This window comes from Kribbella sp. NPDC056345 (genome assembly GCF_042262745.1).
In the GTDB taxonomy this organism is placed as follows: Bacteria; Actinomycetota; Actinomycetes; order Propionibacteriales; family Kribbellaceae; genus Kribbella.
The window spans coordinates 504,216-524,807 of sequence record NZ_JBHJQQ010000004.1 but is presented as its reverse complement, the minus strand read 5'-3'; the positions used below and the strand labels follow the sequence as shown (position 1 = coordinate 524,807).

General features: G+C 68.2%; 19 protein-coding genes. 7 read left to right on the top strand and 12 right to left on the bottom strand.

Annotated elements, in window-relative coordinates; all coding sequences use genetic code 11:
• Nucleotides 1–45: 45 nt before the first annotated feature.
• A complete protein-coding gene (locus ACFCV3_RS17440) occupies nucleotides 46–1,479 on the top strand; it encodes a S8 family serine peptidase (RefSeq protein WP_376031003.1) in 1,434 nt (477 codons plus the stop codon).
• A gap of 172 nt (nucleotides 1,480–1,651) precedes the next feature.
• Here the strand turns inward: ACFCV3_RS17440 and bioB are convergent, their stop codons facing one another.
• From bioB to ACFCV3_RS17425, 3 genes are all read right to left on the bottom strand, one after another.
• Entirely contained in the window at nucleotides 1,652–2,647 is a 996-nt protein-coding gene (gene bioB / locus ACFCV3_RS17435) for a biotin synthase BioB (protein WP_376031002.1), read from the bottom strand.
• 566 nt (nucleotides 2,648–3,213) lie between these two features.
• Nucleotides 3,214–4,923 (bottom strand): GMC oxidoreductase, encoded by a 1,710-nt coding sequence (locus ACFCV3_RS17430; protein WP_376031001.1) that lies wholly within the window; start codon nucleotides 4,921–4,923, stop codon nucleotides 3,214–3,216.
• 20 nt (nucleotides 4,924–4,943) lie between these two features.
• A complete protein-coding gene (locus ACFCV3_RS17425) occupies nucleotides 4,944–6,536 on the bottom strand; it encodes a succinic semialdehyde dehydrogenase (RefSeq protein WP_376031000.1) in 1,593 nt (530 codons plus the stop codon).
• Between the two features lie 125 nt (nucleotides 6,537–6,661).
• Between ACFCV3_RS17425 and ACFCV3_RS17420 the strand changes: the two genes are divergently transcribed.
• Nucleotides 6,662–8,128 carry a hypothetical protein gene (locus ACFCV3_RS17420; protein ID WP_376030999.1) on the top strand — a complete coding sequence of 489 codons (1,467 nt, stop codon included), beginning with the start codon at nucleotides 6,662–6,664 and terminating at the stop codon, nucleotides 8,126–8,128.
• Here the strand turns inward: ACFCV3_RS17420 and ACFCV3_RS17415 are convergent.
• The 7 genes from ACFCV3_RS17415 to ACFCV3_RS17385 all read right to left on the bottom strand — a co-directional run bounded on the left by ACFCV3_RS17415 (nucleotide 8,125) and on the right by ACFCV3_RS17385 (nucleotide 14,647).
• Nucleotides 8,125–8,523, bottom strand: a complete 399-nt coding sequence (locus ACFCV3_RS17415; RefSeq protein WP_376030998.1) for a hypothetical protein — start codon at nucleotides 8,521–8,523, stop codon at nucleotides 8,125–8,127. The genes ACFCV3_RS17420 and ACFCV3_RS17415 overlap by 4 nt on opposite strands.
• A gap of 51 nt (nucleotides 8,524–8,574) precedes the next feature.
• A complete protein-coding gene (locus ACFCV3_RS17410; RefSeq protein WP_376030997.1) occupies nucleotides 8,575–9,294 on the bottom strand; it encodes an alpha/beta fold hydrolase in 720 nt (239 codons plus the stop codon).
• On the bottom strand, nucleotides 9,291–10,397 hold the full coding sequence (locus tag ACFCV3_RS17405; protein ID WP_376030996.1) for a GuaB3 family IMP dehydrogenase-related protein: 1,107 nt from the start codon (nucleotides 10,395–10,397) through the stop codon (nucleotides 9,291–9,293). Before ACFCV3_RS17405 ends, ACFCV3_RS17410 begins: the two co-directional genes overlap by 4 nt.
• A gap of 25 nt (nucleotides 10,398–10,422) precedes the next feature.
• Entirely contained in the window at nucleotides 10,423–11,934 is a 1,512-nt protein-coding gene (gene guaB, locus ACFCV3_RS17400) for an IMP dehydrogenase (RefSeq protein ID WP_376030995.1), read from the bottom strand.
• A 130-nt stretch (nucleotides 11,935–12,064) separates the two neighbouring features.
• Entirely contained in the window at nucleotides 12,065–13,390 is a 1,326-nt protein-coding gene (locus tag ACFCV3_RS17395) for a hypothetical protein (protein WP_376030994.1), read from the bottom strand.
• The gene (gene shbA / locus ACFCV3_RS17390) at nucleotides 13,383–13,994 is read right to left on the bottom strand and encodes an RNA polymerase sigma factor ShbA (protein ID WP_376030993.1); all 612 of its coding nucleotides are present in this window, start codon (nucleotides 13,992–13,994) and stop codon (nucleotides 13,383–13,385) included. Before shbA ends, ACFCV3_RS17395 begins: the two co-directional genes overlap by 8 nt.
• 98 nt (nucleotides 13,995–14,092) lie before the next feature.
• Nucleotides 14,093–14,647, bottom strand: a complete 555-nt coding sequence (locus ACFCV3_RS17385) for a TetR/AcrR family transcriptional regulator (RefSeq protein ID WP_376030992.1) — start codon at nucleotides 14,645–14,647, stop codon at nucleotides 14,093–14,095.
• A gap of 89 nt (nucleotides 14,648–14,736) precedes the next feature.
• Between ACFCV3_RS17385 and ACFCV3_RS17380 the strand changes: the two genes are divergently transcribed.
• Both ACFCV3_RS17380 and ACFCV3_RS17375 read left to right on the top strand, forming a co-directional pair.
• Nucleotides 14,737–15,312 (top strand): SRPBCC family protein, encoded by a 576-nt coding sequence (locus tag ACFCV3_RS17380; protein WP_376030991.1) that lies wholly within the window; start codon nucleotides 14,737–14,739, stop codon nucleotides 15,310–15,312.
• A 2-nt stretch (nucleotides 15,313–15,314) separates the two neighbouring features.
• On the top strand, nucleotides 15,315–15,638 hold the full coding sequence (locus ACFCV3_RS17375; protein WP_376030990.1) for a hypothetical protein: 324 nt from the start codon (nucleotides 15,315–15,317) through the stop codon (nucleotides 15,636–15,638).
• 56 nt (nucleotides 15,639–15,694) lie between these two features.
• On the opposite strand, the gene groL is transcribed toward ACFCV3_RS17375, so the two are convergent.
• The gene (gene groL, locus ACFCV3_RS17370; protein WP_376030989.1) at nucleotides 15,695–17,314 is read right to left on the bottom strand and encodes a chaperonin GroEL; all 1,620 of its coding nucleotides are present in this window, start codon (nucleotides 17,312–17,314) and stop codon (nucleotides 15,695–15,697) included.
• 128 nt (nucleotides 17,315–17,442) lie between these two features.
• The gene (gene groES, locus ACFCV3_RS17365; protein ID WP_130384566.1) at nucleotides 17,443–17,739 is read right to left on the bottom strand and encodes a co-chaperone GroES; all 297 of its coding nucleotides are present in this window, start codon (nucleotides 17,737–17,739) and stop codon (nucleotides 17,443–17,445) included.
• Between the two features lie 270 nt (nucleotides 17,740–18,009).
• Between groES and ACFCV3_RS17360 the strand changes: the two genes are divergently transcribed.
• The 3 genes from ACFCV3_RS17360 to ACFCV3_RS17350 all read left to right on the top strand — a co-directional run bounded on the left by ACFCV3_RS17360 (nucleotide 18,010) and on the right by ACFCV3_RS17350 (nucleotide 20,300).
• On the top strand, nucleotides 18,010–18,483 hold the full coding sequence (locus ACFCV3_RS17360) for a peptidoglycan-binding domain-containing protein (RefSeq protein ID WP_376030988.1): 474 nt from the start codon (nucleotides 18,010–18,012) through the stop codon (nucleotides 18,481–18,483).
• A 68-nt stretch (nucleotides 18,484–18,551) separates the two neighbouring features.
• Nucleotides 18,552–19,148, top strand: coding sequence for a peptidoglycan-binding protein (locus tag ACFCV3_RS17355; RefSeq protein WP_376030987.1), 597 nt, complete (start codon nucleotides 18,552–18,554; stop codon nucleotides 19,146–19,148).
• Between the two features lie 9 nt (nucleotides 19,149–19,157).
• Nucleotides 19,158–20,300 carry a methyltransferase domain-containing protein gene (locus ACFCV3_RS17350; protein WP_376030986.1) on the top strand — a complete coding sequence of 381 codons (1,143 nt, stop codon included), beginning with the start codon at nucleotides 19,158–19,160 and terminating at the stop codon, nucleotides 20,298–20,300.
• Nucleotides 20,301–20,592 lie beyond the last annotated feature (292 nt).

Genomic DNA, 20,592 nt, shown 5'->3' with positions numbered 1-20,592 from the left:
TGGCCGTCACCCGCCCACGTTGTCAGGCCTTTGTGAGGAGCAACCATGCGCAGATCCCGTCCGTTGACCGCCGCAGCCGCCGTCAGTCTGCTGGCACTCACCGTCAGTGTCCCGATCAACGCCCAGGCCCAGAATTCCGCACCACTCCAGGGGTTTCTGAGCCAGGAGCTCACCAAGCTGCAGCGGACCACCGTGCTGGTGCACGGCACCGACGTGGCCGCCGCCAACGCAGCCGTCAAGGCAGCCGGCCTGCGCCGGCTGTCGTCGTACGACCGGATCGGGGTGGTGGTTGCCGAGGGCACCCGCTCGCAGATCCTGGCCGCTCGGACCAAGCCCGGCGTCACCTATCTCGAGGGCAACCAGCCGATCAAGGTCAGCACCTCGACCTCACACCTGGCCACCCGCGGCGCGGAGGCCGCGGATACCAGGACCGGCGCCAACGGGCTGGCGCTGGACGGTAGTGGCGTGAGCGTCGCAGTGATCGACAGCGGCGTGGACCCGACGCATCCGTTCTTCAAGAAGGCCGACGGCAGTTCCGCAGTGGTGAAAAACCTCAAGATCGTCTGCGACCCGTTGCTGGAGACGCTCTGCCTCCCGGCGGACGCCGGCTCGCTCGACACCGACCTGCTGTCGCTGGGCGGTCACGGCACGCACGTGAACGGCATCGTTGCCGGACGCAAGGTCACGCTGCCCGACGGCACCAATCTGCAGGGCGCCGCCCCCGGCGCCTCACTGGTGAGCGTCTCGGTCGGTGCGGCGCTGCTGATCGTCGGTGCGGACGCGGCACTCAACTGGGTGCTGGAGAACCACTCCGCCCCTTGTGGCGCTGGGGTTCCGGCGAGCAAGTGTCCGCCGATCAAGGTCACCAACAACTCGTACGGCCCGTCCGGCGGCGGTGCTTTCGATCCGAACTCGGCAACCGTCAAACTCCAGCGTGCACTGGCTGCTGAGGGTGTCGTCACGGTGTGGGCGGCCGGCAACGACGGTGGCGACGGCACCACGTCGCTGACCAACCCGCCCGGGCAGGACCCGACCGGCGGCATCCTGTCGGTCGCCTCGTACTACGACCTCGGCACCGGCACGCGGGCCGGACAGGTCTCCAGTTTCTCGTCACGCGGCCGCAACGGCACGCAGTCCACCTACCCGGACCTGTCGGCACCCGGTGAGGACATCACCTCGTCCTGCCGGATCTATCTGCCGATCTGCACAACCGGTCTGGCCCCATTGGACGGCGGCAACTACAACACCATCAGCGGTACGTCGATGGCTGCGCCCCACATCGCCGGGATCGTCGCCCAACTGTTCCAGGCGAACCCGTCGGCGACTCCGGCGCAGATCGAGTCCGCACTGATCTCGACCGCTCACAAATACACGAACGGCGCGGCGTACGAGCCCGACAGCCGCGGTGGCGGCACAACGTCGTACGACAAGGGCCATGGCCTGGTCGACGTGGTCGCAGCCTCGGACGCGATCCGCTAGCTCGACAGAGTGCCGTGGGCGGAGCAGCGGGCGGTCCACCCCATCGGGTGGACCTGCACGACCATCCGCCGGCGGCACTCGGCGCAGTACCGCGGTGGTTCCATCACCAGCGCCCGGCGGCAGTCCTCATGACTGCCGTCGGTCTCAGCAAGTCCACAGTGGCCGCAGAACCTCATAGCGTCTTCTGGAGCTCCTTGACCGGCATCTTGAGCTCGGCCAGCAGGTCGAGGTCAGCCGTGGCCGGGCGGCCCAGTGTGGTCAGGTAGTTCCCCACGATCACGGCGTTGATCCCACCGAGCAGTCCGTCGCGGGTACCCAGGTCACCAAGGGTCAGCTCGCGACCACCGGCGTACCGGAGCACTGTGCGCGGCATGGCCAGCCGGAACGCGGCGATGGTGCGCAGTGCGTCCTTGCCGTCCATCACCTCCATGTCCCCGAACGGCGTGCCCGGCCGGGGGTTCAGGAAGTTCAGCGGGACCTCATGCGGCTCCAGCTCGGCCAGCTGCGCGGCCAGCTCGGCACGCTGCTCCAGGGACTCGCCCATTCCGACCAGTCCGCCGCAGCACAGCTCCATACCGGACTCGCGCACCATCAGGCAGGTCTCCCAGCGCTCCTCGAAGGAGTGCGTGGTGACAACGTCCGGGAAGTAGGAGCGCGCCGACTCCAGGTTGTGGTTGTAGCGGTGCACCCCCATCGCCTTCAGCTCGTCGACCTGCTCCTGGGTGAGCATGCCGAGCGAGCAGGCGATGTTGATCTCGACCGCAGCGTTGATCGCCTCGATACCGGCCTTCACCTGCGACATCAGCCGCGCATCCGGGCCCCGGACGGCCGCCACGATGCAGAACTCGGTCGCACCGGTCGCCGCGGTCTCCTTAGCAGCCTGGACCAGCTCGGGGATGTTCAGCCAGACAGCGCGCACCGGAGAGGTGAACTGGCCCGACTGGGAGCAGAAGTGGCAGTCCTCCGGGCACCCGCCGGTCTTCAGCGAGATGATCCCCTCGACCTCGATCTCCTCGCCGCACCACTTCACCCGGACGTCGTGCGCGAGCGCGAGCAGCTCCGGCAACCGGTCGTCCGGTGTCTGCAGCACCTCGACGAGCTGCTCCTGGCTCAGGCCGACGCCCTGCTCCAGTACCTGCTCGCGTGCCACGTCCACGATGTCGCCCATGGTTCTCCTACCTGATCCGGACCGGTGGGTCGGCTCACCCTAGGGCAGGCCGGTACGGCGCGGCTGCGGCCCGCGTCACAGCAACTCTGCGCGACTGCCGCAAGGTCCCGGAGAAAGTTTTTGGATTTTTGCTGGGAACCTCGTAACCCCCTGTAGAAGGGCTCGTTGATGTGAGCAGAGGCGGTTACCGCAAGGAAGACCGCCACCCGGTAACAAAGAGCAACGAGCAGCCGATCATTACGAACGGCACGCAGAGTGATAACAACCACTCCGCAGGGCTCGAAACTCACGGAATCGGATGTAAGGTAGTGACCAAGAGCTCGGGTCGCCAGCCATGGTTGGTGACCCGATCCCAAAGCGCCGGGCGCCTCACCCCGGCTTGAGTGAGCCCCTCGGGAAACGATTTGGGCGGAAACGTTCCCGAGGGGCTCGCTCCCTTTTACGGCACCTTTCAGTGACGGCACCTTTCAGAATGGCCTCAGCCCCTCCGGGGACTGAGGTTCTTTCATTTCATCGGGGTTCGCAACGCACCCGGGGAATTACCTCGATGAAAGATCAGGAATGCGTTACGACTTCGTCACAGGATGCTTTGTACTGATCTGGACGATCGGAAGCCGGAGTGCTCCGGGCGCATCCGCGGGGACCACCGGGGAGACCGGAGTGACCGGCTGCAACCGCTCGTACGACTTGCCGACGGCCGGCCGGGGGTCGGCCGTCCCCTTGTTCGGCCAGAACGACAGTGCCCGCTCGGCCTGGGCGGTGATCGTCAACGACGGGTTCACGCCGAGGTTGGCCGAGATCGCGGATCCGTCCATGATGTGCAGGCCGTCGTACCCGTAGACGCGGTGGTACGGGTCGACCACGCCGGTGGCCGGGGAGTCGCCGATCGCGCAGCCGCCGATGAAGTGTGCGGTCATCGGCACGTTGAACGGCTCACCGATGGTGCCGCCCGGCGTCCCCTTCATCACCCGCGCCATCCGGCGGACCACCTCGTTCGCGACCGGGATCCAGGACGGGTTCGGGGCGCCGTGTCCCTGTTCGGACGACAGCCGCCAGCGGCCGAGCTTGTCCCGCTTGCCGAAGGTGGTGATCGAGTTGTCCGCGGTCTGCATGACCAGCGCGATCACCGTCCGCTCGGACCAGTGCTTCAGGTCGTAGAGCCGGCGGAGGTTCCGCCACTCCACCCGCAGCTCGTGCAGCCAGGTCCGCCAGCGCGGCCGGTCGCCGTCCCCGTCGGTGAGGACGGTCTGCAGCAGCGACATCGCGTTGCTGCCGCGCCCGTAGCGGACCGGCTCGATGTGGGTGATCTCGTCCGGGTGGAACGACGAGGTGATCGCGACCCCGCGGGTGTAGTCGATATCGCGGCTGATCGCCATCGCGCCCAGCAGGGACTCGGAGTTCGTCCGGGTGAGCACTCCGAGCCGGGTCGACAGCCGGGGCAGCTTGTTCTCGTCCCGCAACCGGTGCAGGAGTTTCGCCGTACCGAGGGCGGAGGCCGCGAAGATCACCTGCCGCGCGGTGAACCGCCGCGTGCTCTTCCGATCCGCGGTCCCGCGGGTGTCCACCGCGTACCCGCCTTCGGCCAGCGGCTCGACCGAGGTCACCGTGGTCAGCGGGTAGACCTGCGCTCCGGCCTTCTCGGCCAGGTAGAGGTAGTTCTTGGTCAGCGTGTTCTTCGCGTTGTGCCGGCAGCCCGTCATGCACTCGCCGCAGTCGATACAGCCGGTACGGCGGGGGCCCGCGCCACCGAAGTACGGATCATCGACCTCGACACCGGGCGACCCGAAGAAGACTCCGACCGGGGTCGGGTGGAAGGTCTCCCCCACGCCCATCTCGTCGGCGACCTGCTTCATCACCTCGTCCGCCGGAGTGAAGCCGGGGTAGGTGGTGACGCCGAGCATGCGCTTCGCCTGGTCATAGTACGGCGCGAGCTCGGACTTCCAGTCGGTGATGTGCGCCCACTGGCGGTCGGAATAGAACGCGTCCAGCGGTTCGTAGAGCGTGTTCGCGTAGACCAGGCTGCCGCCGCCGACCCCGGCGCCGGACAGGATGATCACGTCCTTGAGCGCGGTGATCCGCTGGATTCCGTACATACCGAGCTTAGGTGCGAACAGGAACCGCTTCTTGTCCCACGACGTCTTCGCGAACCCGGAGTCCTCGAACCGCGCGCCGGCCTCGAGCACGGCGACGTCGTAGCCCTTCTCCGTCAGCCGGAGCGCACTGACGGATCCGCCGAACCCGGACCCGATGATGAGCACGTCATAGTCGAAGGACATGTGAACTCCAAGCTAGAAGATCAAGCGCGGCCCAGCTTCTTGAGGACGCGGAGAGCGCCGGTCATGACCTCGGCGTACGCCTGGTCGGACAAGCCGTGCGATGCCGCGATCGGCAGCAGCCGCTGGGTGGCGATCGCCTGCGGGTCGACGTACCGGCGGATGCCTTCGACGCCCTGACGGCGACCGACGCCGGAGGAGCGCATGCCACCCATCGGGGTGTCGATCGAGCCGAACGTCGCCGCATAGCCCTCGTTCACGTTGACCGTGCCGGCCACCAGCTGGGCTGCGACCGCGCGGCCGCGGCGGGTGTCCCGGGTGTACACGCTCGCATTCAGCCCGTACTCACCCTCGTTGGCGCGCTGGATCGCCTCGGATTCGTCGGAGAACCGGTAGAGCGACACGACCGGCCCGAAGGTCTCGTTGTCGAAGCACTCCATCGCGGGCGTCACGCCGGACAGCACGGTCGGCTCGTAGAACAGCGGGCCGATCTCCGGCCGCGCCTTCCCACCGGCCAGCACCACGGCGCCCTTGGACTTGGCGTCCTCGACATGCCGGGTCACCGTCTCCAGCTGCGCCTTCGAGATCAGCGAACCCATGTCGACGTCCCAGCCGGTCCCGGCCGACAGCTTCAGCTTGTTCACCCGGGCGACGAACGCTGTCACGAACGCGTCGTACACCTGGTCGGCGACGTACAGACGCTCCATCGACACACAGAGCTGACCGGCACTCGCAAAACAAGCCCGTACGGCGCCCTCGGCCGCGCGCTGCACGTCAGCGTCACGGAGGACCAGCATCGGGTTCTTGCCACCGAGCTCCAGACTGAAACCGATCAGTCGCTCGGCCGCCTGCTGCGCGACCAGCCGCCCGGTCTTCGTGGAGCCGGTGAAGCAGATGTAGTCGGTGTTCTGGATGATCGCGCCGCCGACCGTCGGGCCGTCCCCGTTCACCGGGATCCACGCTTCGCGCGGCAGGCCGGCGTCGTACAGGAGCTCGATCGCCCGCAATGCGGTCAGCGGGGTCTGACTGTCCGGCTTGTGGACAACGGTGTTGCCGGCCAGGACGGCGGGGAGACCGTCGGCCATCGCCATGCTGAGCGGGTAGTTCCACGGCGAGATGATGCCGACGACACCCTTCGGGACGAACCGCTGCTCCGCGCGGGTCAGCACCGGGAACATGCCGAGCTTGCGCTGCGGGTCGAGCAGCTCGTGCGCCTTGCGGCCGTAGTACCGGGCGGTCAGCGCGACATGCGCGACCTCCTCGAAGGCCTGCTTGCGCGCCTTGCCGGACTCCCGGATCACCAGGTCGACCAGCTCGTGCCGGTGGTCCAGGACCAGGTCGTGGTAGCGCAGCAGGATCCCGGCCCGCTCGTCCAGCGGCACCCGCTTCCAGCTCAGCTGGGTCTTCCGCGCCGACCGCACCGCGGCGATCACGTCGTCCGGACTGGAGACAGGCAGGTCGGCGATCGGCTGCCCGGTGGCCGGCGCGTACGACGTCCGCGTCCCGGCCGAGGCCCGCAGCAACCCCGACAACCGCCGGATGACCGACTGATCGGTCGCGTACGACGCGGTCGGATCAAGCTCCGGGTCAGCAGGAATCGACGTCTGCTCGCTCATCTGTCCAGGCTACCTGCCAGTAATAGGAAGTGTCAGTAGTGGAAGTCGTGTTCGTGTCCTCCTGCACGTGCAGATGCATTGCCCTAGGCTGGACGGCTGAAGCTTCGAAGGGGTGGAACGACAAGATGGTGGACAGCGGGGGGCTCTTCACGCCTCCTGAGGACGAGCTCGGTGAGGCGCTGCAGACAGCCCAGGTACTGATCGAGGAAGGCCGTGCCGACGAGGCGGGGCCTTACCAGCAGCGCGTGATCGAGCTGGCCAGGGAGCGGGCCGAGGGGAGCCCGAACCACTACGAGGCCAAGCATCTGATGGCCGCGACCCAGTACGAGCTGGCCGGTTCACTGAACGCCTCCGGACGGCACGAGGAGGCGCTGGCCGCGCTGCACGAGGCGCAGCTGGGCTACACCGAACTGAGCGACGCCGGTGTGCTCGACGCCACATCGTTCCTGGCCGATATCCGGGCCCGGCGGGCGATGACGCAGGCACACCGCGGTCGCGGGGCCACCGCCGTACTGGAGATGGATGGCGCGGTCATCTCGTACGGGCAGCTCGTCAGCGGCGAGGACGGACTACGGCACCAGCCAGACTTCGCCCGCGTGCTCGCGATGAACGCGCTCATCCTGCGCCGGTACGGCGATCCCGCGCTGGCCGTCGCCTCCGCGGACGCGGCCACCCAGCTGTTCCTGCAGCTCGCCGACCAGATCAACGAGAGCCCGCAGTCCCTGTCCTACGCGCGCTACCTCTGTACGGCGACCGCCGTATCCGCCGACGTCCATGCAGCCGAGGGCCGGCTCGACCTGGCGTTAGAGGCGGACGAGATCGGCCTGACCACGGCAGACACCCTCGCCGACTCGGACTCCGCGACCGACATGCGCACGCTGGTCGCCGCGCTCACCCGCAAGGGCAAGCACCTCGGGATCGTCGGGCGGGTGATGGAAGGCGAGACCTGCCTGCGCACCGCGTTCGACACCGACGCTGAGACGGCCGCCCGGGTCACCGAGGAGCTGGAGCGCGGTTTACCGCTCACCCTGGTCACCGCACTGGAGAACGCGGAGATCAAGCTCGGCCCGTACGAGCAGTACTTCCGCCTGCTCGCCCTGGCCGAGCCGGCGCCGGGCATGACGCTGGCGACCGTCTCCGGCCGCACCGACCCCGAGTCGGCCGCAGTGCGCGCGACTGAGCTGGCTGAGCTCGTCCCGCAGTTGCTGGTGCAGGACGTGGACACTGCGCTGACGCTGGGCGTGGAGGCGCATTACCTGTTCGCGATCTCCTCGGAGCGCGAGTCACAGCGGATGCGCTACGAGACGAGCACGTACGCCCCGATCTGGGCGAAGCTGCTGCGCGATATCTCCAACGCCTACTACCAGTCCGGCCGGCTGGAGCTCGCTCTCGACCTGGCGATCTGGTGTGCCGAGGTGGCCACGGCCCTGATCCCGTTCACCGACGACGATCCCGAGATGAAGGATCTGGCCGCTGACTGCTACCGCCACCACGGCGACCTGCTGGCCGCGACCGGTGACCTCACCGCGTCCCAGCACGCCCACGAGGCAGCTCAGCAACTCCTGATCGGCCCGGAACGCCGCATCGGTTAGTTGTCCTGCTGGGGTTTGAGAGCACCGACGAACAGGCCGGCTTCGAGCTCGGTCATGCCGGTCTCGGAGACCACTAGGGCGGTCGCCTGGTGCAGCTCACCGGCCGCCTTCAACGCGCGGGTGCGCTCGGCCAGGTTCGTCCCCGGCGTGCGCATCAGCGGTGTCTTCGAAATCGGCGGCACGTACGTCCCGTACCGGATCTCGTCGACGATCTGCTTCGACTTCTTCAGGTCCAGCCCGGTCCGGTCCATCACCAGCTTCGTGGCGTTCACCAGCCGCCGGGACGTGATCAGGAACCGGATCTGGTCCACGTCGTCCGAGGTCAGCTTCGCGCGTGCCCCCGCGAGGGCGGTGTTGTCGGAGTCCTGGTCGCGCTTGCGGCTGAACAATCCCATGCGGCAATCCTTTCAGAGTTCACCAAGCCGTGCCGCTCACCGCACGTCGTGTCAGTCCGCGAGGAAACTCAAGATCTCCGGCCACGCTCGCTCACCGAGCTCACGATCGGCCGCATCGGTCCCGCCCCGGGCCATCGTCTGCCCGGCCGTCTTCGGCGTCTCCCCCGGCAGGACCACCCGGTGTCCGGCCGCGGCCCCCGTCACCACGCGCGTCGGCAACGGGCCGCGCCGCCGGACGATCTCTTCCGCGAAGTCCACCGACGGCCAGACCTTGTCGTCGCCACCGGCGATCAGCAGTACGTCGCGAATGCGCTCGACCGGAATCCGGGCCGCCTGCACGTCAGCACAGGTTCGCAGGCTCTGCCGGTACATCGACGTGTAGCTCGGCGGATCCTCATCAGCCCGCCAGCTCGAATCGAACGGCACGAAGGGCAACGGTTCACCCTGCCACGTCCAGGCCGACCGCTGGCCGCCGTCCTGCTGCACTCGATCCCACACGTAAGCGCCCGGGGCGAACGCGACCACCGCGTCCACCCGCTCGTCGAGTGCCCCGAGCAGCAGCGCGGCCTCGGCACCCCACGAGCTACCCATCAGCACGAGCCGATCGTTGCGCTCCGCAAGCTCGTCGAGCGGAAACGACTCCAACGGCACCTCGGCCCGAACAGCCCAGGCAGGGGCCAGTACGTCGTACCCCTCGGCACGCAGAATCCGGGCCCGATCCACGTCCGGCGTACCGCTGGAGCCGTGCAGGATCAGGACCCCGGTACTCAACCGACGACGACCTCGACCCGCTGGAACTCCTTCACCTCGGTGTAGCCCGTCGTCGCCATCGCGCGCTTGAGGGCACCGACCAGGTTCATCGTGCCGTCCGGGACCCAGGACGGGCCGAAGAGGATCTGCTCCATCGTGCCGGTGACACCGACCTCGACGCGCTCGCCACGGGGCAGATCGGCGTGCCAGGCCTCGGCACCCCAGTGGTACCCACCGCCGGGCGCGTCGCTGGCGCGAGCCAGCGGCGAACCGACCATGACGGCGTCGGCACCGCAGGCGATCGCCTTCGCGACATCGCCGGAGCGGCCGACCGAACCGTCCGCGATCACGTGCACGTAGCGACCACCGGACTCGTCCATGTAGTCACGCCGCGCCGCAGCGACATCGGCCACTGCGGACGCCATCGGCACCGCAACCCCGAGCACCTTGCGGGTCGTGTGCGCGGCACCACCACCGAAGCCGACCAGTACGCCGGCCGCCCCCGTCCGCATCAGGTGCAGAGCGGCCTGGTGGGTGGCGCAGCCGCCGACGATCACCGGGACATCGAGGTCGTAGATGAACTGCTTCAGGTTCAGCGGCTCGGCCTGACCGGACACGTGCTCGGCCGACACCGTCGTACCGCGGATGACGAACAGGTCGACCCCTGCGTCCACCACGTGCTTCGCGAACTGCTTGGTCCGCTGCGGCGACAACGCGCCGGCGACCGTGACACCGGAGTCGCGGATCTCCTGCACGCGCTGCGAGATCAGCTCGGGCTTGATCGGCGCCGAGTAGATCTCCTGCAGCCGGTGTGTGGCCAGCTCACGATCGAGCGAGGTGATCTCCTCGAGCAGCTTGCTCGGGTCCTCGTACCGCGTCCAGAGACCTTCGAGGTTCAGCACCCCGAGACCGCCGGCCTTACCGATCGCGATCGCGGTCGCCGGTGACATCACCGAGTCCATCGGCGCGGCCAGGATCGGCAGCTCGAACCGGTACGCGTCGATCTGCCAGGCGACCGAAACCTCCTCGGGATCCCGGGTCCGGCGCGACGGCACGATCGCAATGTCGTCGAACGCGTAGGCCTGCCGCCCGCGCTTGGCCCGGCCGATCTCGATCTCGGTCATCTGGTGTCCTTCGCTTGCCGGCGGATCAGCGGCCGGAGTAGTTCGGCGCTTCGACCGTCATCTGGATGTCGTGCGGGTGCGATTCTTGCAGGCCGGCCGAGGTGATCCGGACGAACCGGCCCTTGTCCTGCAGTTCGGGCACGGTGCGGGCGCCGGTGTACCACATCGACTGGCGCAGGCCGCCGATCAGCTGGTGGGCGACGGCCGACAGGGGACCGCGGTACGGGACCTGGCCCTCGACGCCCTCGGCGATCAGCTTCTCGTCGCTGCCGACATCGCTCTGGAAGTAGCGGTCCTTGGAGTACGACTTGCGCAGCCCGCCGGACTGCATCGCGCCGAGCGAGCCCATCCCGCGGTAGGCCTTGAACTGCTTGCCGTTGATGAAGACGAGATCGCCGGGCGACTCCTCGCAACCGGCCAGCAGCGAGCCGAGCATGACCGTGTCCGCACCGGCGACGAGCGCCTTCGCGATGTCACCCGAGTACTGCAGGCCGCCGTCGCCGATCACCGGGACACCGGCCGGCTTGCAGGCCAGCGAGGCCTCGTAGATCGCGGTGACCTGCGGGACACCGACGCCGGACACGACGCGCGTCGTACAGATCGAGCCCGGACCGACGCCGACCTTCACGCCGTCCGCGCCCGCGTCGACCAGCGCCTGGGCGCCGCCGCGGGTGCCGACGTTGCCGCCGACGACGTCGACGCCGCGGGTCGCGGGGTCGGCCTTGAGCTTGCGGATGATCTCCAGCTGCGCCTGCGAATGACCGTGGGCGGTGTCCACCACGAGCAGGTCGACGCCGGCCTCGACCAGCGTCATCGCGCGCTTGTAGGCCTCACCGAAGAAGCCGATCGCACCGGCGACCCGGAGCCGGCCGGTCTCGTCCTTGGTGGAGAGCGGGAACTTGTCCCGCTTCACGAAGTCCTTCAGCGTGATCAGGCCGGTCAGCTTGCCGTCCGCGTCGACCAGCGGCAGCTTCTCGACCTTGTGCTTGCTGAGCAGGCCCATCGCGTCGTCGGCGGAGATGCCCTGCTTGCCGGTGATCAGCGGCTGCTTGGTCATCACCTCGCGGACCGGCCGGTTCATGTCGCTCTCGAAGCGCATGTCACGGTTCGTCACGATGCCGACCAGGACGCCGGCGTTGTCGACGACCGGCACGCCGGAGATCCGGTACTGCGCGCAGAGCGCGTCGGCCTCGCCGATGCTGGCATCCGGGCCGATGGTGATCGGCTGCGCGATCATCCCAGACTCCGAGCGCTTGACCAGGTCGACCTGCTGGGCCTGGTCCTCGATCGACAGGTTGCGGTGCAGCACGCCCAGACCGCCCTGGCGGGCCATGGCGATCGCCATCCGCGCCTCGGTGACGGTGTCCATCGCACTGGACAGCAGCGGGATGTTGACCTCGATATTGCGGCTCACCCGCGACCGGGTGACAGCCTCGGACGGGATGACATCGGATTCGTTGGGCTGCAGCAGCACGTCGTCGAAGGTCAGGCCGAGCGCGGCAAACTTGTCGGGAACTCCAGCGGCTGTGATGTCCATGGGAAAAACGTGCACCTTTGTCCGGCGAGAACGGACCACCATCGTATGCCGCCGCTACCCGGAGTCAGAATCGGTCTCCACGCATGACCAGGGCCCGGGTGGTCACCCGGGCCCTGAATCGGCGTTCAGTTCACTTGGAGCGCTGGTTCAGCACCCCGAGGATCCGCAGTACGGTCGCGTCGTCGAGCGAGCCGTGGGTACGCGCGATCGCCGCGTGCTTACCCTCCGCGTACGACCCCGTGGAGTGCTTGCCCTTGGCGTACTGCTCACGGACCGAGCCCGTCGTCACCTTGCCGTTGGAGTGCTTGCCGATCAGCTCCAGCCCTTTGCCGAAGAACTGCACGGCACTGGCCACCTCGGGTGGCGCACCGGACGGCGTCGGCAACACCGGTACGACGACCTTGCCCGGCTCGGCGGGGTTTTCGGCCGGCTTGGTGTCGCCCGACTGCTGGTCACCGAGCGGCGGCGTACTGGGCTTGACCTCACCCGTCGGCTTGCCATCGCCCGGGTCGTCGGTGTTCCCCGTGTCCTGGCCCGGGTTGCTGCCGGTGTCACCCGTCGGCGCCGTACTCGGCACTGTGGTCGGGTCGGTGCTGCCCGGGTTCGGGTTGTTACCCGTCTCGCCGTTGTTGGTCGGCGTGGTGGGCGGCGTGGTCGGGTCCGTCGACGGCGGCGTGGACGGCGGATCGGTCGGCGTGGACGGCGGCGGGGTCTCCGGCGGTGTGCTCGGCTCCGTCGTCGGCCCGTCGGTCGGGGCCGGGTCGGTCGGCTTGGTCGTCGGGTCGCCCGGCTCCGGGTCGGCCGGCGGCTGCTGGGTGGTCGTCGGCTGCGTCGGCTGCGGAACCGGCTGCTCGATCACCGACGGCTTGGTCTCCACCGGCGGCCGCAACAGCGGCGGCTGCGGCTCGACGTTCGCCTGCGGCAGCTCACCGTTGGCCAGCGTCTTGTCCTGCTCGGCCTCGGCCTCGGCGGCCTTCTCTTCCTGCTTCTTCTGGAAGTTCTTCTGGACCTTGACGATCTTGGCCTTGTCGAGGACCGGGAACCCGTCGAGCTGTTCCTTCGGGAAGTCCGTCGACGGCGTGACCGCCTCGGTGATCTTCTCGATCACCTTCTCGTACGGCGACAGCGGATTGCCGTTGACGGCCGCGGCCACCCCGGAGACCGACAGCGCGGCCACCGCGGCGACACCGAGGGCCAGACCACGCGCCGCCATCTTGCGGGCGAACGGGTCCGTCACCGGGTTCAGCGCGGCGCAACGCGCCAGGAAGCTCTCCGGGTCGTCGATCGTCTCCACCGGGAGTTCGTCCTCGACCTCCACGGCCAGCCGTAGCTCGGCCAGCAGCGCGACGGCCGGGTCGTGCTCGCCCGCGAACCGCGCGGACTCCCCTCCAGCAGCCAGCAGGTCGAGCAGTGCGTCATCGGCGTCGATCGCGTCCAGGTCGAATCGGTCAGCCATGATGCCCCTCCCCTGCTCCTCGTCCCTCATGCCCCACATACCCCCTGAGCGTGTTCAACGCCCGATGCTGTGCGACCCTCACCGCCCCCGGTGTCATCCCCAGTGCCCGGCCGGTCTCCTCGGCTGACATTCCCGCCACCACCCGGAGCCGCAGGATCTCCCGCAGCTTCTCCGGCAGCTTCTCCATCAGGTCCGTGATGCGCTGGACCTCCGAGTGCCGGACCGCGTGCTCCTCAGGCGTCGGCGACTCGTCCGCACCGTCCGGCAGGTCCGGCGTGGTGACGTCGGCGACCGCGAACGCACGCTGGGCATCGGCGACCTTGCGGGCGGCGATGCCGTAGACGAAGGCCTCGAACGGCCTTCCCTCGTCACGGTACCGGCCGAGCGCGCCGAAGACCGCGACACAAACCTCTTGGGCGACGTCATCGACCATGTCGGCGCCACCGGGATAGGTCCACAGACGGGACCGAACATAGCGGTGCGCGACGGCGCGCACCCGTGTGAGCAGGTCGTTAAGAGCTGTACGGTCCCCGTTGCCGGCAAGTGCGGCTAGATCCCTGAGCTCGACCCGGTCGTGGGTGTGCGGTACTCGGACCTCAGTCACCCCTCGCCCCCTCGTGTCGGACCGGTCAGCGTGAAAGATGGTACGGCTCTCATCTCTGCTTGCCTAGTGGCAATCCGTGGCCACTACTGGCCACTTCATCACGATCTGTGACTACCGGCCCGTAGCGCCTTGATCTCCTCGGCGACCAGCGCCGCCGGATCGACGTCCATCCCGGTGAAGTGCCCAGCCAGTTCGAGTGACAGCACACCATGCAGCCGGGTCCAGAACAGCAACCCCCGATGTACGGCGGTCGCCGGGTCGCCGGCCGTTTCGACAATCACCTGCATCACCTGGTCGGAGATCGCGGTCGTGTCCGCCGGCGCGTGGTAGCCCGGCACCGGCGTTCCGTAGATCAACAGGTACCGGTGCGGGTCAGCCAGGGCCCACTCCCGAATCGTCTCGGCCAGCCCGAGCAGATCGGTCTCCTTGGTGATCACAGCGTCCGCCAAGGATTGATACGCGTCGCGGATGAGCGCGGTGATCAGCTCGTCGCGGTTGGCGAAGTACCGGTAGAGGGCGGGACCACTCATCCCCATCTGCTTGGCGATCGCGTTCAGCGAGAGCGCCGGGACACCTGCCGTGGCGATCTGCTCCCACGCGTGCTGCTTGACCTCGTCCCGCACCTGCTCGCGGTACCGCTCCCTCGGACCCATGGTTAGAACCTCTCACTTTTCTTATTGACTCTCAAGCTTGGGCTGTTATAGCTTCTAACCAACGCGATAACTACTAAGGAGAATCTTCTATGAGCATCACCGCCCTGATCGCCGCTACCGCACTTCTCGCCGGTCCGGCGCCCGCCACCACGCCACCTCCGCTGAGCTGCCTGGGGCAGACCGTGGACCGGGCCGCGAAGATCAGCTACCGGAACGAGATCTTCATCAAGGCGCCGGTGCGGTCGGTCTGGAAGCTGCAGACCGACCTGAAGAACTGGCCACGCTGGCAAAAGCCGGTGGCCACGATCGAGCGCCTTGGCCACGGCCCGCTCCGCCCGGGCTCAGCCTTCCGCTGGACCACGCCGGTACCGGCGACACCGGTGACCCCCGCGACCACGCTGGTGATCACGTCCACGATTCACCAGCTCAAGCACAACCGCTGCCTGCGCTGGACCGGCCCGGCCATCGGCGACGGTCTGCGGATCGACCGCGGCGTCCACGTCTGGACCTTCGAGCCCGTCCCCGGCGGCACCATCGTCCGCACCGAAGAAACCTGGACCGGCGCCCAGGTCGAGTCCATGCCCGCCCTCTCCCGCCAGTTCCTCGGCCAAGGCCTCGACACCTGGCTCACCGACCTCAAAACCACCGCCGAGAAGGCCCGCTGACCATGACAACCACCGCACCCCGCGTCCCCTCACGCGCCATCCTGATCGCCGCCTGGGCCTTCCCCGTCATGGTCCTCACCGGCTGGGCCTTCCTCGCCGGCATCCCAGTCCTCGTCGTCCTCATCAACGCACTCCGCCAGCACACCGTCCGGCTCTGGGCCGCCGCCCTCACCACCGCCTACGCCGTACCAGTCGCCCTCTGGCAACTCGGCCCCAGCGACGCCCCCAGCCTCACGAAGTACATGACCCCGCTCATGACCTACCTACTGGCAGCCGCCGGAATCACCGTCGCACTCGCCACAACCGTCGTACGGCGCAGGAAATGAAACACCGCCCCGGCACGCGAGGTGCCGGGGCGGTGCGGTGGAACTACTGCCTGAGGTCAGTGACCGTGGCCGTGGCCGTGACCGGCTGCGGCGGGCTCTTCGTCCTCGGGCTTGTCGACGACCAGGGTCTCGGTCGTCAGCAGCAGCGCGGCGATGGAGCCGGCGTTGGCGAGCGCGGAACGCGTCACCTTGACCGGGTCCAGGACGCCCTGCGCGAGCAGGTCGCCGTACTCACCGGTGGCGGCGTTGAAACCGCTGCCGATCTCGAGCTCGGCAACCTTCGAGGTCACGACGTACCCCTCGTAGCCACCGTTCTCGGCGATCCAGCGCAGCGGCTCGACGACCGACTTGCGGACGATCCGGACACCCGCGAGCTCGTCGCCCTCGAGGCCCAGGCCGTCGTCCAGCACCGTGGCAGCGTGCACCAGAGCAGAGCCGCCACCGGCGACGATGCCCTCTTCGATCGCGGCGCGCGTCGCGGAGACGGCGTCCTCGATCCGGTGCTTCTTCTCCTTGAGCTCGACCTCGGTGGCCGCGCCGACCTTGATCACGCAGACGCCGCCGGCGAGCTTCGCCAGCCGCTCCTGCAGCTTCTCGCGGTCCCAGTCGGAGTCGGTCCGCTCGATCTCGGCCTTGATCTGGTTGACCCGGCCCTCGATGTCGTCGGCCTTGCCGGCACCCTCGACAACAGTGGTGTTGTCCTTGGTGACGACGATCCGGCGCGACGTACCGAGCACCTCGAGGCCGACCTGGTCGAGCTTCAGCCCGACCTCCGGCGCGATGACCTGGGCGCCGGTGAGGGCGGCGAGGTCCTCGAGCATCGCCTTGCGGCGGTCACCGAAGCCCGGCGCCTTGACGGCGACGGAGGTGAAGTTGCCGCGGATCTTGTTCACCACGAGGGTGGACAGGGCCTCGGCCTCGACGTCCTCGGCGATGATCAGCAGCGTCTTGCCGGACTGCACGACCTTCTCCAGCAGCGGCAGCAGGTCCGCGATCGCGGAGATCTTGCCCTGGTGGATCAGGATGTACGGGTCCTCCAGCACCGCTTCGCCGGCCTCGGCGTCGGTGATGAAGTACGGCGAGATGTAGCCCTTGTCGAACTGCATACCCTCGGTGAACTCGAGCTCGGTCCCGAAGGTGTTCGACTCCTCGACGGTGATCACACCGTCCTTGCCGACCTTGTCGAACGCGTCCGCGATCAGGGTGCCGATCTCGGCGTCCCGGGCGGAGATGGTGGCGACGTGGGCCATGTCGCCCTTGTCGTCCACCGGCCGGGCGGTCTCGACGAGCCGCGCGGAGACGGCCTCGACAGCCGCCTCGATCCCGCGCTTGAGGCCCATCGGGTTGACCCCGGCGGCGACGGCCCGCAGGCCCTCGTGCACCAGTGCCTGCGCCAGCACCGTCGCGGTGGTGGTGCCGTCACCGGCGACATCGTTGGTCTTGGTGGCGACCTCCTTGGCCAGCTGCGCACCAAGGTTCTCGAACGGGTCGTCCAGCTCGACCTCACGGGCGACGGTCACACCGTCGTTGGTGATGGTCGGGGCGCCCCACTTCTTGTCCAGGACGACGTAGCGGCCCTTCGGGCCCAGCGTCACCTTCACCGTGTTCGCGAGCTTGTCGACGCCACGCTCCAGCGCGCGCCGAGCGTTCTCGTCGAACTCGAGGATCTTCGGCATGAAGAAAACCAGTCCTTTTCTGAATGTCTCGCGTAGCAGGCTTCGATCCAGGTCCCACTGTCCTGACCGGCTCCGCCCCGGTGCCAGAGGCGGCCGGGGCGGTGTCAGTCAGGAACAGTGGGCGGTCGTCACTTGCTGACGACTGCGAGGATGTCGCGGGCGCCCAGGATCAGGTAGTCCTGGCCGTCGTACTTGACCTCGGTGCCGCCGTACTTGGAGTAGATGACCTTGTCGCCGACAGCGACGTCCAGCGGGACGCGGTTGCCGTTGTCGTCGATCCGGCCCGGACCGACGGCGAGGATCTCGCCCTCCTGGGGCTTCTCCTTGGCGGTGTCCGGGATCACCAGGCCGGACTTCGTGGTCTGCTCGGCTTCGAGCGGCGCGACGAGGACACGGTCCTCGAGCGGCTTGATCGTGACCGACACTTGCTGACCTCCACGGTCGATTCGCATTTTTGTCTGTGGTGCTGCGCGGTCGCGCTCCCCTGCCGTCGCGGGGCTCAGGAGGCCGGACCGTTGGCACACTCACTAGGAGAGTGCCAACACCGAATCTAGGCCGCGATTAGCACTCGGTCAACTCGAGTGCCAGATCAATCTCGCCAGGAGCGCTCACTCCGGGCAACTCTTGACCACGCACCGGAGTCTGACCCCCCACAGGAACCCGATCGGACGGGGTCCGGACGTTGGAGGGTCACCATGTCCATGCGCCTACTGAAGTCCACCATCGCCGTGGCCGCTCTCGCCGTCACGCCACTGGTCGCCGCAGCAGCCCCCGCCTCCGCCGCACCGCTCAGCCAGTGCGACTCCGCGACCTTCAAGAAGGTCGGGAGCGGTTGGACGGTGTTCGTCCCGGGCGAGTGGGAGAGCACCAGCACCACGTGCAACCTCAAGTACGGCGACAACCCGCACCGCGACCCGAAGAACCCGTTCGGCGACCCGGCCCGGGCCATCCAGGCACTGCAGAGCAACCTCAACTACTGCTACGGCTCCAAGCTGGCCAAGGACGGCCGGTACGGCGCCAAGACCCGCGATGCCGTGAAGGCTGTCCAGAAGAAGCTCAAGCTCCCCGCGGACGGCGTCTACGGTCCGCAGACGCGGTCGGCGATGAAGTGGCGGATGTACAACCCGTCGAAGAAGGTCTGGAGCCAGGGCTGTTACGACAAGCTCTGAGCATCCGGGCGTGTGCAGATAGTGGTCACGCGCTGGCCTAAGCCGGGCCGGCGTGGGACCGTCTTCTCATGGCTTTCACGCTCCCCAAACTGCCGAAACTCTCCGGCCGCACCCTCGTGGTGCTCGCCGCCGTAGGTGCGTTGGCGGTCGGTGCGGTCGCGGCGAACGCCTCCAAGAAGCAGCAGGCGGCAGCGCCGAAGCCGGCCAGCGACCAGGCCGCTCCGCTCACCACGGACAAGGCCGGCGACCACGTCTCGCTCGAGGCAGCAGCCGCGGCCGAAGCCAAGCTAGGTCAGTGCCGCTCCGCACGGCTCATCCCGGTCAGCAAGACCTGGGGCATCCCGATGCCGTCGGTCAACGGCAGCTCCAGCACCAACTGCAACCTCAAGTACGGCGACACCCCGCACCGCGGCTCCGACCGGACCGGTGATCCGCTGACCGCCATCCAGGTCCTGCAGCGCAACCTGAACTCCTGCTACGGCACCAAACTCACCGTCGACGGTATCTACGGCAAGAACACCCGCGCCGTGGTCACCATGGTTCAGCGCAAGCACAAGATCGTCGTGGACGGCATCTACGGCCCCAAGACCCGCTCAGCGATGAACTGGCGCCTCTACTCCACCTCCACCCGCAGCTGGAGCAAGACCTGTTCCAGCCCGCTCTAAAGTGTGCGGGTGACCGTCACCTCCCTGCTGGACAACCCTGAGGTCCTGGCAGCCGCCTGTGCGGAGTACGAGGTGGGTCGAGAGCTACAGGTCGTCGAGAAGCTCCGACGCCGGTACGACGGCGCCCTGGTCAGTGCTGCGGTCACGCAGGCCGCACTGCGGTACCGGGCGGTCGCGAAGTTCGGTGCGGACGCAGCGCGGATGTACTTCACCCCGGACGGCTACGAGCAGTCCACCCGAACCGTAGTGGGCACCCACCGGGCCGCACGGATCGCTGCGGCCCTGCCGGGGAGCAGGGTGATCGACCTGGGCTGCGGAATCGGCGGTGACCTGATCAGCGCCGCCCGCGCCGGCCTGCGGGTCACCGGTGTCGAGCGTGATCCCGAGACGGCCGCAGCAGCACGCGCCAACCTCGCAGCGCTGGATCTGCCGGGCGAGGTGCTCGTCGGCGACGCCGAGATCGCGGACCTCACGCCGTACGACGTGGTGTTCGCCGATCCGGCACGGCGAGCGGACGGGCGGCGCGTGTTCGATCACAACGCCTACTCGCCGCCGTGGACCTTCATCACGGGACTGCTGGAGCGGACCGCTTGTGTGAAGGTCGCACCCGGGATCCCGCACGACGCCGTACCGGATGGGGTTGAGGCTGAGTGGATCAGCGACGCGGGTGAGGTCAAAGAGGCCGCACTGTGGTCCGGTGCTTTGTACTCCGGTACTGCGCGACGGGCGACGTTGTTGCCGGGTGGCGCGACTGTGACGGAGGCGCCGGAGACGGAGAGCGGTCCGGTCGGCAACTACCTGTACGAGCCGGACGGCGCCGTCGTACGGGCCGGTCTGGTCACAGCTGTGGCCGCCGCGGTCGACGGGTGGCTGCTGGATCCGCGGATCGCCTACGTGACCGCGGACAAGCTCGTGCCGACGCCGCTGGCCTCGGCGTACGAGATCGTCGAGCAACTGCCCTACAAGGAGAAGGCCCTCCGCGCCTGGGTTCGCGCTCAGGACATCGGCACCCTCGAGATCAAGAAACGCGGCGTCGACCTGGACCCCGCCGTACTCCGCAAGAAGCTCGCCCCCAAAGGCACCACCGCGGCCACCCTAGTCATCACCCGCATCGGCCGCGACGCCGTCGCCTACTCCTGCCGCCGGGCCTGACCCCGGACTTGCGCTCGGAGCACACTCGAACATATGATCGAGTCACGAGCGGGCCCCCGGGTGATTAGCCGGCGGACGAGGTGCTGCGTCCAGTTGATGCACTCCCCGGGGGCCCGCCACTAAGACGTCACGCCACCGCAGCGCCCCGTTCACCCACCTCCGGCACCCTCTGGAGCAGAACCGGTCGGCCGCTGACCGCTTACCTGGGGCCCAAGCGGCAACACCGCCCCAGGTCTTCACCTCTCCACCCCGGCGCCCTCCTCCGCGCGCGCCTTCCCCGCGCCACCCCCTC